Origin of the sequence: Neptuniibacter sp. QD72_48, assembly GCF_047778065.1 — a bacterium.
Lineage (GTDB): Bacteria > Pseudomonadota > Gammaproteobacteria > Pseudomonadales > Balneatricaceae > Neptuniibacter.
The window spans coordinates 1271876-1286576 of the sequence record NZ_CP180547.1; the positions used below are offsets into that span (position 1 = coordinate 1271876).

General features: G+C 43.0%; 15 protein-coding genes. 11 read left to right on the forward strand and 4 right to left on the reverse strand.

Features of this window, described 5'->3' with window-relative positions; genetic code table 11:
* Positions 1 to 168 precede the first annotated feature (168 nt).
* From ACMXYX_RS05525 to ACMXYX_RS05545, 5 genes are all read left to right on the forward strand, one after another.
* Positions 169 to 2181, forward strand: a complete 2013-nt coding sequence (locus ACMXYX_RS05525) for a methyl-accepting chemotaxis protein (RefSeq protein ID WP_415883938.1) — start codon at positions 169 to 171, stop codon at positions 2179 to 2181.
* 239 nt (positions 2182 to 2420) lie between these two features.
* Positions 2421 to 2831, forward strand: coding sequence for a hypothetical protein (locus ACMXYX_RS05530; RefSeq protein WP_415897851.1), 411 nt, complete (start codon positions 2421 to 2423; stop codon positions 2829 to 2831).
* 91 nt (positions 2832 to 2922) lie between these two features.
* Positions 2923 to 3492, forward strand: coding sequence for a phosphoribosyltransferase (locus ACMXYX_RS05535; RefSeq protein WP_415897852.1), 570 nt, complete (start codon positions 2923 to 2925; stop codon positions 3490 to 3492).
* A 30-nt stretch (positions 3493 to 3522) separates the two neighbouring features.
* Complete coding sequence (locus tag ACMXYX_RS05540; protein WP_415894855.1) at positions 3523 to 4107, forward strand: DNA-3-methyladenine glycosylase I; 585 nt, start codon at positions 3523 to 3525, stop codon at positions 4105 to 4107.
* Positions 4108 to 4170: 63 nt separating this feature from the next.
* On the forward strand, positions 4171 to 5175 hold the full coding sequence (locus ACMXYX_RS05545) for a class I SAM-dependent rRNA methyltransferase (protein WP_415897853.1): 1005 nt from the start codon (positions 4171 to 4173) through the stop codon (positions 5173 to 5175).
* Here the strand turns inward: ACMXYX_RS05545 and ACMXYX_RS05550 are convergent.
* A complete protein-coding gene (locus ACMXYX_RS05550; RefSeq protein WP_415897854.1) occupies positions 5172 to 5495 on the reverse strand; it encodes an MGMT family protein in 324 nt (107 codons plus the stop codon). The two genes, ACMXYX_RS05545 and ACMXYX_RS05550, sit on opposite strands and share 4 nt — an antisense overlap.
* Positions 5496 to 5594: 99 nt before the next feature.
* Between ACMXYX_RS05550 and ACMXYX_RS05555 the strand changes: the two genes are divergently transcribed.
* From ACMXYX_RS05555 to ACMXYX_RS05565, 3 genes are all read left to right on the forward strand, one after another.
* The gene (locus ACMXYX_RS05555; RefSeq protein WP_415897855.1) at positions 5595 to 7061 is read left to right on the forward strand and encodes a protein adenylyltransferase SelO; all 1467 of its coding nucleotides are present in this window, start codon (positions 5595 to 5597) and stop codon (positions 7059 to 7061) included.
* A 360-nt stretch (positions 7062 to 7421) separates the two neighbouring features.
* On the forward strand, positions 7422 to 7625 hold the full coding sequence (locus tag ACMXYX_RS05560; protein WP_415883947.1) for a cold-shock protein: 204 nt from the start codon (positions 7422 to 7424) through the stop codon (positions 7623 to 7625).
* Between the two features lie 278 nt (positions 7626 to 7903).
* Positions 7904 to 8251: a hypothetical protein gene (locus ACMXYX_RS05565; protein ID WP_415897856.1), complete on the forward strand. Its 348-nt coding sequence runs from the start codon at positions 7904 to 7906 to the stop codon at positions 8249 to 8251.
* A gap of 64 nt (positions 8252 to 8315) precedes the next feature.
* Here ACMXYX_RS05565 and ACMXYX_RS05570 read toward each other — a convergent pair whose 3' ends face one another.
* Complete coding sequence (locus ACMXYX_RS05570) at positions 8316 to 8636, reverse strand: DUF3301 domain-containing protein (protein WP_415883949.1); 321 nt, start codon at positions 8634 to 8636, stop codon at positions 8316 to 8318.
* Between the two features lie 103 nt (positions 8637 to 8739).
* On the opposite strand from ACMXYX_RS05570, the gene ACMXYX_RS05575 reads away from it, so the two are divergent.
* The 3 genes from ACMXYX_RS05575 (at position 8740) to ACMXYX_RS05585 (ending at position 12408) form a co-directional block, all read left to right on the forward strand.
* The gene (locus ACMXYX_RS05575) at positions 8740 to 9453 is read left to right on the forward strand and encodes a DUF599 domain-containing protein (protein WP_415897857.1); all 714 of its coding nucleotides are present in this window, start codon (positions 8740 to 8742) and stop codon (positions 9451 to 9453) included.
* Between the two features lie 164 nt (positions 9454 to 9617).
* Positions 9618 to 11543 carry a molecular chaperone HtpG gene (htpG, locus tag ACMXYX_RS05580; RefSeq protein WP_415897858.1) on the forward strand — a complete coding sequence of 642 codons (1926 nt, stop codon included), beginning with the start codon at positions 9618 to 9620 and terminating at the stop codon, positions 11541 to 11543.
* A 190-nt stretch (positions 11544 to 11733) separates the two neighbouring features.
* Positions 11734 to 12408, forward strand: a complete 675-nt coding sequence (locus ACMXYX_RS05585) for a hypothetical protein (RefSeq protein ID WP_415897859.1) — start codon at positions 11734 to 11736, stop codon at positions 12406 to 12408.
* 290 nt (positions 12409 to 12698) lie between these two features.
* Here the strand turns inward: ACMXYX_RS05585 and ACMXYX_RS05590 are convergent, their stop codons facing one another.
* Positions 12699 to 13685: a hypothetical protein gene (locus ACMXYX_RS05590; RefSeq protein ID WP_415897860.1), complete on the reverse strand. Its 987-nt coding sequence runs from the start codon at positions 13683 to 13685 to the stop codon at positions 12699 to 12701.
* A 26-nt stretch (positions 13686 to 13711) separates the two neighbouring features.
* Positions 13712 to 14701: a hypothetical protein gene (locus tag ACMXYX_RS05595; RefSeq protein ID WP_415897861.1), complete on the reverse strand. Its 990-nt coding sequence runs from the start codon at positions 14699 to 14701 to the stop codon at positions 13712 to 13714.

Consider the following 14701-nt stretch of genomic DNA (forward strand, 5'->3'; position numbering starts at 1 on the left):
TTGCTGCTTAAGTAGTGTTTTTGCCTGATACGGTTGTTTCAAAGGCCCATGAGTAGCTTTAATGCGATAAAGAGCAGAATAGTCTGTAAAGATTTGTAGTTATATAGTGCTAGAACGCAATCTTTCTAAGAAAAATAACTGCGTTTAATGGCAAAGGGTGGATGAAGAATGTCTTGGTTTGGCCGTAAAAAAACCTCCAAAAGTAACGTTGAAGATAACGATGTTATTAAGGTCCAGTCGTTAAGTAGCAGAGAAATTTCCGCTGAAAATCTCCAATCACTGAAGTTTGAGGGATCACCTACTGCGCTGGTTTTGGCATTTATATCACCTCACTTAGATTTTGAGGGGACTGTTCGACAGCTAAAATCGGCTTTGCCGGATGTCTCGAAAGTAGTCGGCATCATGACCGCAGGGGAATTAAGTTCGTGTGGGGCGAGTCTTTATCACGAAGCAGATAGCCATTGGGATCACATCGTTGTCCAAAGCTACAGCCAAGCTGTGTTTGCAGATGTTCATATCAGCTCTATCCCTCTGCATTGTGAAGATATTCGATCTGGCAATGTAACGATGACGCGTAAAGAGCGTGTAAATAAACTTGCTGCAGAATTTAGTCGCGTTAATGTACCTTTCGACATTAACTATCAAGATACGTTAGCGCTGACATTCTTCGATGGTTTATCAGCAAGTGAAAACTTTTTCATGCAAGGTTTGTATGAAAGTGGTGAATTCCCATGTTATTTCGTTGGGGGGTCAGCTGGTGGTAAGTTAGATTTCCAGCAAGCGTTGGTTTATGACGGCGATCGCGTCGCACATAACCAAGCTGTAGTGATCTTCGTTAAGTTAGCTGAAAATACTCGTTATGGCGTATTTAAGTCACATAACTTTGAAAAAACACCGACTTCCTTTGTTATTGCAGAATCCGATGTACATTCTCGTGTAGTTAAATCTGTTATCAAAGATGGCAACTATCAGCTAACCAGCATTGTTGATCTGTTATGTGAACACTTTAACTGTTCGGCGTCTAACTTAGGTGATGCTTTGAATGGCTATTCATTTGCGGTAGAGATTGGTGGTGAGCTGTTCGTACGTTCTATCGCAGGTATAAACGAAGCCGATGGCAGTATCGCGTTCTTTTGTGACTTAGACTTTGGTGATCGCCTATTCTTGGTTAAAGCGAAAGATTTTGCGCAAAGTACGAGTCAATCTTTCCGCAACTTTATGCATGGCAAGCCAGGTAAGCCTGTAGCTATGTTGGCAAATGATTGTGTTTTACGTCGTTTAAACAACGCGATGAACTTATCTCAAGTTCATGATTTTGACGACATAAAAGTAGCAGGCTTCTCGACCTTTGGTGAGCTGCTGGGCGTACATATGAACCAGACGCTAACAGCGCTGTTCTTTTTTAAAGTACAGCCGGGCGAACAGTTTAAAGATGAGTATGCGGATAAGTTCCCATTCCACTACAGTAATTTTCGTCAATATTTCTTAAATTCTCGTATCAATAGTCTGGAACAGATTAACTTACTGCAAAGTAACCTTGTTGAATGCATGGGGGAATACCGTCCGTTACTGCGTAAGATGGTCGATAGCTTTGGTCAAGTTGCGGGTTATGCACAAAGTACGGGTAGTGTGCTGAATGATATTCAACGTAGATTTTTAGGCTTCTCTCAAAATATCGAAGCCCAGAGTAGTGAGCGTCAAGCTTTACACACTAAGGTTGAAGACCTGAAGCATAACTCTGAAGAAGTACTATCTATTTTGAGCGTGATCTCGGGTATTGCTGATCAAACAAATTTGTTGGCTTTGAATGCTGCTATAGAAGCGGCACGAGCAGGTGAAGCGGGTCGAGGGTTTGCCGTAGTAGCAGATGAGGTTCGTCAACTTTCGCATAATACCCAGCAAAGTTTGGATCAAACGGGTAAAACAGTTGATGCGGTTACAAGCTCTATCAATTCTATCCGCGAAACAATCACTGATACTGAAGAGTTTATGGTGCAGATCTCGGATAGCTCTAAAAATTTAAGCTCGGAAATGCTGAGTTTGGTTGAGTCCTCCACACAAGCTGATCAACAGGTACGTGATAGTATTGATTATATCTCTGATGTTGAATCGGAGATGGATCACATTGATCGTGAAGTTGAAGCAATTGACCGTTTAAGGCAGTTAGATATTCAGCGTTAAACTGAGTCAAAAGCTTCTAGTCCTAGTAAAAAGCCACATCGATTCATGTGGTTTTTTTTGTTTTGGACAATTGCATGCGGCTAAAAATTATATTTAACCTCTGTCTTATTGCTTTACATATTAAGTTTAATTGTAGTAGTTTGTGCTACCTTAATATTAGGAAGTTTTTATGTAAATAAAATGGCTCCAATCCTAATGTTAACTTAAGCTCGCGTAGCTTTTATTATTTAGGGAGAAATATGATGGAATGGATTCTAGCGTTGTTGGTCGTCACTATTTTGGCTATCTACTTAACAAAGCGCTATAAAGCTCATCGTGAGCAGAATAAAAAAGCAGATAAACGTTATCGAGCTGTGTCGATTGAGTCGGGCTTGTTCCCTTGTTCGGCGGTTGATCAGTTAGGTGATCGACGTTTTTTTCCTGATAAAGCTCCAATGATTCCTCTGCCAAGTTGTAGTGCTTCCAAAGATTGTGAATGCCGTTATCGTCATCATGAGGATCGTCGTGATCCGGAAAATGAAAGGCGTATCGATAATATTATTACGGCCCAAAAAATTGGGGCTCAGCTAAGTGGTAAGTTTTCGGGACGTGATCGACGAAAATTTCATAAAGGTCGTCGTTGGCAAGAGCGCCAAGCCAATCAAATTTGAAAATTCCTTCCTGTAGCATTCCCGCTTTGTTAAATCGTGTTCTGAAAGGCTATGATACTCCTCATGTTTTTTAGTGAGTGAACTAGGGCTGATGAACAAAGTTTATATAAGCGCTCAGCAGTTGTTAGAAGATTCTACCCAGATGGCGCTGCAGATTTTTGAGAGTGGTTTTCGCCCCGATTACATCGTCGGAGTCTGGCGAGGGGGCGCGCCTGTAGGAATCTCGGTACAGGAAGTACTAGCTTGCCTAGGCATTCAGTCTGATCATATTGCAATTCGAACCTCATCTTATACTGGTATAGGTGAGCGCAGCCGACAGATCAAAGTACATGGTTTAACTTATCTGATTAAGCGTTTAGAGTCTGAGGATTCTCTGCTTATCGTAGATGATGTACATGATTCAGGTCTCAGCATTGCGCAAACGATAAAACAGATAAAAGCGGCCTGTAAGAAGAATACGCCAGAGATCAAAATCGCCACCCCATATTACAAACCTGCAAATAACCAAACCGATTCGGAGCCTGATTTCTATGTGCATAAAAGTCAGGATTGGTTAGTGTTTCCTCATGAACTTGAAGGTTTGACCCAAGCTGAAATTTTACAGAATAAACCCGAATTTGCGGTTGTCGCTGCCAAGATGGCTGAGCTAGGGCGTTTTTAACAGCCCTATTACGATTAACATGGAACCCTTATGAAAGTATCGGAAAGAGATGGTAAGAAGCGTTGCTTTGGGAATAAACCAGGGCAAGAGTTTTATGCCGATTATCATGATAATGAATGGGGTATTCCAGAAGACGATGATCAAAAACTCTTCGAAATGTTGATTCTCGAAGGTGCTCAGGCCGGCCTAAGTTGGGAAACTGTTTTGCGTAAAAGGGAAGGGTATCGTAAAGCCTTTTATAACTTTGATGTCGAAAAAGTTATGAACATGACTGATGCTGAGCTGGAAGCGCTTCGTGAAAACCCAGAGATTATCCGCAATAAGCTTAAAATCTATTCAGCGCGTAAAAATGCGTTAGCTTTCCGTGCAATACAAAAAGAGTTTGGCTCGTTTTCAAGTTATCTGTGGGCTTATGTTGATAATACGCAGATTGTGAATCATTGGCATAAATTTGAAGAGGTGCCTGTGACCACTGAGATCAGTGATGCGCTTTCTAAAGATCTTAAAAAACGCGGTATGTCCTTTGTCGGTTCAACAATCATCTATGCATACATGCAAGCAGCCGGTTTAGTTGACGATCATCTAGCTGAGTGTTGGTGTCGAACGGATCGATAAAAATTTAGCTGATAGGCAAGTGAAGGGGTACAATGCTGTGCTTCACTGCTTATGGATGTTCAAATGTCGGATCTTACTTCCCTTTTAAAGCATGCTGATTTAGCTCGCGCTGAATTGTTACCTGAATTGCATGCTGAAAATACCAACTGTTACCGCCTGTTTCATGGTACGAATGAGGGAATATCCGGTTTAACCATTGATCGTTATGGTCCGCAGCTTTTAATTCAAACTTTTCATGAAGCTTTATCAACCGATCAAGTTGACCTGATAAGTGATCATTACGCGTCTCTATTTGACATAGAAGAGGTGGTATATAACGATCGCAGCGCACGAAACTCTCGCCGTGACGATGAGCATAATAAACGTGGATTAGAACTCGTTGGTCAGGAGCTGGGTATTAATTACCGTGTGAGAGGTAAACATGCGGGACAAGATCCGCTACTGTTTCTAGATATGCGTGTTGGTCGTCGTTACGTTCAAGAACATGCAAAAGATAAGTCCGTCCTGAACTTATTCTCTTATACCTGTGGTGTCGGTGTTTGTGCGGCTGCTGCGGGCGCAACCAAAGTGGTAAATGTTGATTTTGCTGAGCGAAACTTAGATGTAGGTAGAGAGAATGCTGAGCTTAATCAGCTATCTGGAGATCGAATTGAGTTTATTCAAAGTGACTTCTTTACCGCAGCAAAACAGTTTGCAGGCATTCCAATCAAGCAACGTGTAAAGAGAGGTCAGAAACCTCGTCAGTATCTTAAGCTTGATGAACAACAATTTGATCTGGTTTATCTAGATCCACCGCGTTGGGCGAAAAGCCCTTTTGGTACTGTAGATCTAATTCGTGATTATCAAAGCGTATTAAAACCATCCATCCTATCCACAAAACCAGGCGGAACTTTGGTGTGTACTAACAATGTTGCAAAAGTAGAAATGGATGAGTGGCTAGATCTGGTTAAGCGCTGCGCTAATAAAGCAGGGCAGCCTGTGGTGGATTACGAACTACTGCAACCTGAAATTGATTTCCCTTCAGTTGATGGGCAGCATCCCTTAAAGATTGCTGCGCTTCATTTTTAAGGTTGCCAGCGATAATCCTTCAGCCTGATCTTACCGTTGATCAGGCTTACCCCTTCATTTTCTAATCGTTCTTTCTGACGGAAGTAAGCTTCACTATCTTGTGGGAAAGATATCTTACCTTGAGCATTAATAACTCTATGCCAAGGCAATTGTGTATCTTTAGGTAATTGGCTTAGTGTTCTGCCCACTGCACGAGCCATCTTTGATAACCCTGCCAGCTCTGCAACCTGACCGTAGGTAGCTACTTTTCCTTCTGGGATCATGGCAACGATATGCCAGATCTTCTCTTGGTAACTCGGGCTGTTTGAGGTGTTAGTCATAACACTGAAAATAACCTTATAAGAGAGGGGATGATAGTACCTGAGTAAAATGCTAGGGTAATAGAAAGTCTACACCAATAGTTCAGGGATACTATCATCATGGCTTCGCTTGAAAACCTCAACTTTGATAACAGCTACTTGCGGTTGCCAAATCTGTTTCATCAACAGATAGAGCCAACTCCCTTAAACGGTCCCTTTTTAATTGCATTTAACCCCGATGTCGCGACTTTTCTGGATCTGGATGCTAACAGTGTCCAGCATGCTGATCTTGCTAAATATTTCAGTGGTCAAGCGCTATTACCGGGCAGTGAGCCCCTTGCTATGAAATATACGGGGCATCAGTTTGGGGTTTATAACCCAGAATTGGGCGATGGCCGTGGTTTATTGCTGGGGGAGGTTGTAAACAATAAAGCCGAGCGCTGGGATCTTCACCTTAAAGGCTCAGGTAAAACTGCGTTTTCTCGTTTTGGTGATGGTCGAGCTGTATTGCGCTCCAGTATCCGCGAGTATTTGATCAGTGAAGCTATGTCTGGTCTTGGTATTCCAACCACTCGCGCGTTGGCGTTGGTTGGAAGTGAAGAGCAAGCGATGCGTGATGGCATGATGGAACCCTGTGCAGCTCTTTTGCGTGTGACTCAATGTCATGTCCGCTTTGGCCACTTTGAATACCTGTATTACTCCCGGCAGCATGATGAGTTAAAAGTTCTAGCTGATTACTGTTTAGATCGTTTTTACCCGCAGTTTAAAGAGGCCGATAAACCATATCAGGCGATGTATGAAGAGGTGATTCAGCGCAGCGCTGAATTGGTCGCTAAATGGCAAGCTTATGGTTTTGTTCATGCTGTACTAAATACTGACAATATGTCGCTGCTGGGTGAAACATTTGATTATGGCCCGTTCAGCTTCTTGGATACTTATAAGCCGAAACTCGTGAGTAATCATAATGATCATAAAGGCCGCTACGCCTTTGAGCGTCAGCCAGAAATAGTGCAGTGGAACTTGTCTTGTCTAGGTCAGGCCTTATTAACATTGATTGATAAGGATGAAGTAATCGCACTATTAGATAGCTATCCCGAGCGATATAAAAAAGCTGAGCTTGCTGAGTTTAGACGTCGTTTAGGTTTACAGACAGAAGAGCAGAGTGATAGTGATCTTGTGCGAGAGTTGTTACAGCTATTTGCTCAACAAAATGTCGATATGAATCGATTCTTCCGAACTCTCTCTAATTTTGACGGTAGTGATGAATCGATTGCTGCTTTGATGAACCTGATCAGCTATCCATTAGCTTTAACACCTTGGCTATTGAAGTACGAACAGCGTTTGGAAATTGAGCCCGCAAGTCAACCAATTCGAAAAGCTCAAATGCGCTCGGTTAATCCTCAATTCATTCTACGTAATTATATGGCCGAAGAAGCGATTCGATCTGCGACGGATGGTGATTTTACTTTAGTTAATGATCTGATGGCCTTACTGAAAAATCCGATGCAGGATAATTCAGTTTTTGAACACTATGCTGAAGCAACTCCAGAATGGGCTGGTGGTATTTGCCTGACTTGTTCATCTTAAGGACTTAACTGTGATAGGAGAATGTCTGTTTCAGATAAGTAGATTAAAAGAGTGAAATACGCTTCTGAATATTTGCTGTTTTAAGCCTGTAAAACGGGAAAATGTTAGGCAAATATTACGATTCATTCATCTCAGTATAATAAGATTGAAATGATTGAATTTAAGGGAAAAAATTCGTTGACCTTTGCATAGAAAGCTCTATAGAATGAAGATCGCTTGAAAGTAAGCCGTATATTTATGTACACCATTTCGAAGTTCTATGAGTACCTCGTCCTGTTTTTCATAAGTAATCACAGCACTTCCAGCACAATCCGCCTGTAAAAAGGCAAAAATTACTCTGAAAGATATAGGACTATAGATATGTCTACTACTGGTACAGTTAAATGGTTTAACGAAGAAAAAGGTTTTGGTTTCATCGAGCAGGAAAACGGCCCAGACGTTTTCGCTCACTTCTCTGCGATCCAAGGCGACGGCTTCAAAACTTTGACTGAAGGTCAGAAAGTTGAGTTCACTGTAACTCAAGGCCAGAAAGGTCCACAAGCTGAGAACATCGTTAAGGTTTAATCCTTAGCTGATATTCAGTTTGAAAAGAAGCAAGGCTAAGGCCTTGCTTTTTTTATGCCTGAAATTTACTCAGTGTGAATTATTTCCGCTCTTTATGGTCCAATTTAAGCGGTAAATCGTATATTTATAAAAGCGCTCAGGAAAAGAAGTTGGTAGGTCTTCCTGCAATCTTCCTTGAGCTTGCCATATAAGTGCAGCTAATGCCCTTGGATGTAATGGAATAGGAGAAGGAACGAAGTCGATATAAAGCGCGCGTAATTTGCGTCGGAGTATTGATTATGAAACTTTTACTCGGAACCACTCTAGCACTCTCTTTGTTAATCCCTAGTGTCGCTTCAGCACATACTCAGCACGATGCAATGATTCATAATTTGCTTAACCCACAAGCTAGAACACTTTTATGGGCCTATGCTCTACCTGAGAGAGAAGCGAATGACGTTGCTGTAAGTGAAGTCTTTATTAGTGATTTGCTTAACCATTCCAGAAGCTATACTCCTGGAATGATGACTGATATGGATTCTATCAATAGGCAGTTTGAAATGAATCCAACTGCGGCGGGAGAAATGATGTCAGACGAGGCTGAATCAACCTATATGATAGAAGCTTTATACAACCCTAGTTTATAAAGGTATGTATTCAAAAGCCCTAGTAATATGGATGTTAATACTAGGGCTTTGGAGCTGATCGGGGTTACTGCATACGATGGGGATCAAGCTGAAAGTCGGTGATTGCCTTGCCTAAAATTACGACCCTTCCGCTATAACGTTCTTCGCCTGTTGAGGAAAACTCGAAATTATACGAGCGCCAGATGCGGATCTGCCCCTTAGCATCGCGTTTAAGCCAAAAACCTCTCAAGTTAATATTGTCATCAAGAAGCTGTAGCTCAAGTTCCTTACACTGCCTGCGGGTATATCTAAGTGCGACCTCTTTAATCTTTTGCGATTGCCACCAGTGATACATCGCAAAGATGATTAAGGTGATCCAGAAGAGGGCTTCAATATCTATATACATCGATTTCTTGTTTCCAAGGATTTATGGGTTCCTTTGATTGTGACTTGTTTTACAATGAGTTGTTTCAGATTGCACGATTAATTTTCTACTCAGGATCGAATAGATGTCATCTATCTCCCAGTTTGTAATGGATAACTGGCTTAATCTTCTAGCACTTATATGGTTTTTGATCTGTTTCAAAGGCTATATGTATTACGCGCGTAAACGCAGTTATGAAACGCCTTGCCTTGCCAGTGTTTTACATATGTATCGAAAAGAGTGGATGACACGGATGCTTACCCGAGATGTGCGAATTGCCGATACAACGGCGATTGCCAATCTAGAACGTAGTGTATCCTTCTTTGCATCCACCACCATGCTAATCCTTGCGGGCTTGATGACCATACTAGGTTCTACTCAACAAGCGATTGATGTTGTGGCGGATATCCCGTTTACCTTCCACGCGACGCGTGCGGAGTGGGAATTGAAGATCCTTCTTCTGATTACGTTATTTGTTTACGCCTTCTTCAAATTTACCTGGAGTCTGCGGCAGTATGGATTTGTTTCAATCATGATTGGCGGTGCCCCGGGGCCTGAAGAACATATCTCCCAGCAGCAGGCGGATGCACACTCTAATCGTATCGCCAAAATGACCTCAATGGCGGCAAATAGCTTTAACCTGGGTCTGCGTACCTACTATTTCTGTTTGGCGATCTTAGGCTGGTTTATCAACCCATGGATCTTCATGGGACTGACAGCCGGCGTTGTGTTCGTTCTGTATCGTCGTGAATTCAAATCTTCTACCCTCAAAACATTGATGATGAGTGCAGGAGAATAAAAGTTAAAAACCTCTCCTTTTACGCTTGAAAAGGTTTAGCACGTCCCAATATTCCTGTTATTGGCGGAGAGCTTGCTAAGGTTCAGCAAGTTCTCCACTACAGTTTTGTTGCTTTAGGGCGACGCTGTAGTTTTAGAAATAACAGACATATTGGATAAGTGTTGATGACTACTGAAACGCGTACAGAAACTCACGGTTTCCAGACTGAAGTGAAGCAACTGCTTCATTTGATGATTCACTCCTTGTATTCAAATAAAGATATTTTTCTGCGTGAGCTAATTTCTAACGCATCTGACGCTGCAGAAAAATTGCGTTTCGAAGCGCTTTCAAATGGCGCGCTTTATGAAAACGATGGCGATCTAAAGATCAACATCAGCTTTGATAAAGAAGCTAAGACCCTAACTATCGCGGACAATGGTATTGGTATGAGCCGCGATGATGTGATCGAACACCTAGGTACGATCGCTAAATCGGGTACAGCACAATTCCTATCTCAGTTAACCGGCGATCAGAACAAAGACAGCCAGTTGATTGGTCAGTTCGGTGTTGGTTTCTACTCCTCTTTCATCGTTGCAGACAAAGTAGAAGTTTTCACGCGTAAAGCAGGTTTACCAGCCGAGCAGGGCGTTCACTGGGTATCTGAAGGTGAAGGCGAATTCACTATTGGTGAAGTTGAAAAAGCCGGTCGCGGTACCAGCATCGTACTTCACCTAAAAGAGGGTGAAGAAAGCTTTGCAGATGGTTTCGCACTTCGTGGTTTGGTACGTAAGTACTCTGACCATATCTCTATCCCTGTAATCATGCAGAAAGAGGCGATGCCTAGCTTCGGTGAAGAGGGTGAAGAGAAAGACGCCGCTGCTGAAGAGCCAGAAGATGAAACAGTAAACAGTGCAACAGCGCTGTGGACACGTAACAAATCAGAGATCTCTGAAGAAGAATATCAAGAGTTCTACAAGCACATCTCTCACGACTTTGGTAATCCATTAACTTGGGCGCACAACCGCGTTGAAGGTAACATGGAATACACCAGTCTGTTGTTCGTGCCAGAGCGTGCACCATACGATCTGTGGAACCGTGAAGCGCCAAAAGGCCTTAAGCTATACGTGCAACGTGTATTTATCATGGATCAGGCAGATGAGTTCTTGCCTCTATACCTACGATTCATGAAAGGTGTTATCGACACTAAAGATCTATCCCTAAACGTATCTCGTGAAATTCTTCAGAAAGATGCCAACGTTGATAAGCTGCGCAGCGCACTAACTAAACGTGTACTGGATATGCTAATCAAACTGGGTAAGAACGATGAAGAAAAATACGCAGCGTTCTGGAAAGAGTTTGGTCAGGTTCTAAAAGAAGGTCCTGCGGAAGACTACGGTAACCGTGAGAAGATCCTTAAGTTGATGCGTTTCTCTTCTACTCATGCTGACAGCGAAGAGCAGAATGTATCTCTGGATCAATACATTGAGCGTATGCAGGAAGGTCAGGACAAGATCTATTACGTTGTTGCGGATAACTACAATACTGCGAAAAACAGCCCGCACTTGGAGATCTTCCGTAAGAAAGGTATCGAAGTACTGCTGATGACTGATCGTATCGATGACTGGATGATGAGCCAGCTTCAAAACTACGATGAGAAAGCCTTCCAAGATGTCACTAAAGGTCAGCTAGACCTAGAAGAGACAACGACTGAAGAAGAAAAGAAAGAGCAGGAAGAAGCAGCGAAAGAGCTAGAAGGTCTAGTTGATCGCCTGAAAACCAGCCTAGGTGAAAAAGTTGCTGATGTTCGCATCACTAACCGTCTAACTGATTCTCCAGCATGTCTTGTGTTGGGTGAGCAGGATATGGGTCTTCAGATGCGCCAGATTATGGAAGCAGCAGGTCAGGCAGTGCCAGACACTAAGCCTACATTTGAGGTAAACCCTGAGCACCCACTGATCGAAAAACTAGATCAAGAAGCAGACGAAGACCGCTTTGGTGATCTAGCTTCTGTTCTATTCGATCAAGCAGGCCTAGCCGCTGGTGCACAACTCGACGACCCAGCAAGCTACGTTGCGCGTTTGAACAAATTACTACTTGAGCTAAGTGCTTGATCAAGTAATTAGGTTCTAAAAAAGCGGCTCTATATGAGCCGCTTTTTTGTAAGTTAAGCTTAACCTTAAGCTTTGAATCTAGGTCAGGGATATATGTAGGTTTAAGCTAGTTGCATATTTTTGGTTATATGCGCGATGCAAGACCTAACTCTTAGGCTTTTATAAAAATGTTACATTCTAAGGACAGATTTTGAGTAACCCTACAACTTTGGACTCTAAAGATATTCCATTCTTTCTCCCGCTGGGTGCGGCAATCTCAACGGCAATGTGGTTATTAGACAAAGTCGATTTACCTGATCAAATGAATCGGGGCTTTCTTACCAGTTTATTTTCGGATCACATTCCATTCGGAACGATTGGGGCGCTGTTTCTAGCAATAGCGATGCTAGAGTTGTTATCAGTCTCTGTGTCTAAAGAAGTTGGCTTTCTATCAAAACAAAATAGACACCTTTCCAGAAGGCTATCACAGCTTGCTTCTCCAGCATTCTTTATAACTTTTGGGTTTACCCTTCCAATTTTTATTATATATCTTTGTACGGGTGAGAGAGCATATGGAAGCTATTGTTCTGTATTTGCAATATTCTCCTTGTTGCTTTGGGGTATGTCGTTCTTAGCGAGACAGCTAGTATTGTCGTCAAGAGCTATGCACACAAAACTCCCCAGGGTTATCGCTGTTGGTATTCTATTAGCTGTTGGAGTAGGTATTATTTGGAATGCAATTTCAGACCTTAGACCAAAAAAAATAGAAGTTAAATTTGAGTATGGGCTATATACAGCTATCAAGAATTCAGCACAAAGTGAAAATATAACTGTTGAGGAGTTTCTAAGAAGAGCAACTCTGAAGCGAGTTAATGATGGTAGGTAACAAGGCGTTGACAATAAGTAGGATCAGGCTTTGCATGTTGCGCTACTAATGGGCTTTCAGCTGTTGCATGTTGTATTCTGGATGCGCTTTCTGCTGTTGTATGCACAATGCAAGACCTGACCCTTGGGTTCGACACCAGGGCAGTGGATCGCCGCCCTGAAGAAGTTTTGTTAGGACGCCCTGTTCGGGGCGGGGTTTTTGACAGGCAAAACTTTCACTGTTCCAGGCTGTTTCTGGATAGGGCTTTATTTGTTGGAAGTCCATTTCTGTCCGTTCATGCGTTCGTGTTTTCAAGCTTGTGTGCCGCCATTAAATAAGTCGATCTCTGGGCCTTGGGTAGGCATAAAGCGTTGCTCGGCTTGGAGTTCAAGTAGTGCCTCTTCAAACTCGACATCATCCATGGAGAACCAGTAATCTGGTTTGCGGTTGTTTTTAGCATCCCAAGCCGCGGTTGTAGGGTCTTTTGCTCTGCCGGGTTCCAGCTCTGGGACATCAGGCATCGGCTGGCTGGTATCCATATAGCGTTGTATCAGGTTCCAGATCCGTTTTAATTCATCCGGTTGTTGGCTGCTGGTGAAGGTATGCAGGGGAATACTGTCGGAGTAGCGATGATATCGGTGTACCAGGTGGAGTTGATAGCTGAGTATGCCCTGATGACTAGGGCTGCTGACCAGATAACAGTCAAACTCACAGAAAGGGTGGCTGTAGAGTTCTTTATTGTTTTTATAACGTGTCACCCTGCCAGTGCTTCGGCTGAAGGTAAAATGTTTGACCGCTTTCATAAACCAAGGCATGGGCAAGTATCCTCGGCCCGAGGCTTCAAAGTAGCCCCAGATTAGAGCGCATGGGAGGAAAACTAAAAGAGACATTGTAGTGATTGCATGAAATAAATCATTTGTTGAAACTGAGTCATCAGAAACAAATAATCCTATACTCACGACAAAGAAAATTGGAGCTATAAAAATACAAAACCCTTTGGAAATAGCGGTAAGGTAAAAGTAAATTAGCCCCCATTTATTTAGTGAGCCTGCACTGTACTGGTTCTCATCCCAATGGGTTTCGCCATTATTCTCTTGTAAACGTTGCTTGATTTCAGCTGGTGTGGGTTCCTCAATCATACTGACGGGAACGGTTTCGTTGGCCTGGCTCCACGGTAGCGGATCACCGCCCTGTAGAAGCTTTGTCAGGATGCCCTGTTCTGGGCGGGGTTTCTGACAGGCAAAATTTTCACTGTTCCAGGCTGTTTCTGGATAGGGCTTTATCTGTTGGAAGTCCATTTCTGTCCGTTCATCCCTTCGTGTTTTCAAGCTTGAGTGCCGCCATTAAATAAGTCGATCTCTGGCCCTTGGGTCGGCTTAAAGCGTTGTTCAGCTTGGAGTTCAAGTAGTGCCTCTTCAAACTTGACATCATCCATGGAGAACCAGTAATCAGGCTTACGGTTGTTTTTTGCATCCCAAGCAGCTGTTGTAGGGTCTTTTGCTCTGGCTGGTTCTAGTTCTGGGACATCAGGCATTGGCTGACTGGTGTCCATATAGCGCTGAATCAGGTTCCAGATGCGCTTGAACTCATCCGGTTGTTCGCTGGTGGTGAAGGTATGCAGAGGGATGCTGTCGGAGTAACGATGATACCGGTGTACCAAGTGGAGTTGATAGCTGAGTATTCCCTGATGACTAGGGCTACTGACCAGATAGCAGTCAAATTCCGAGAAAGGGTGGCTGTATAGCTCTTTATTGTTTTTATAGCGGGTCACCCTGCCAGTGCTACGGCTGAAGGTAAAATGTTTGACCGCTTTCATAAACCAAGGCATGGGTAAATACCCACGCTCAGAGGCTTCAGCATAGCCCCAGATTAGGCCTGAGGGGAGGAACACGTAAATGCCATAGACATATGAGACATCAGCTATTTCAGACAAGCCCCATCCGTCATAAAAAACAAATGAAAACAATACAATAATAAAGACAGGCAGTAACATGGTACAGTTGCCTTTACCGAAGACAGTCAGATAAAAGTAAATTAATCCCCATTTATTTAATGAGCCCGCACTGTATTGGTTTTCGTCCCAGTGAGTTTCGCCTTTATTCTCTTGTAAACGTTGCTTGATCTCAGCTGGTGTGGGTTCCTCAATCATACTGACAGGAACGGTTTCATTAGCTCGACACCAGGGTAGTGGATCGCCTCCTTGTAGAAGCTTTGTTAGGACACCCTGTTCGGGACGGGGTTTCTGGTTGCTGTAGTGCTGACTGTTCCAGACGCTATTCTGATACTGGCCTTGCGGTGTTTCAATTTTGTTCAT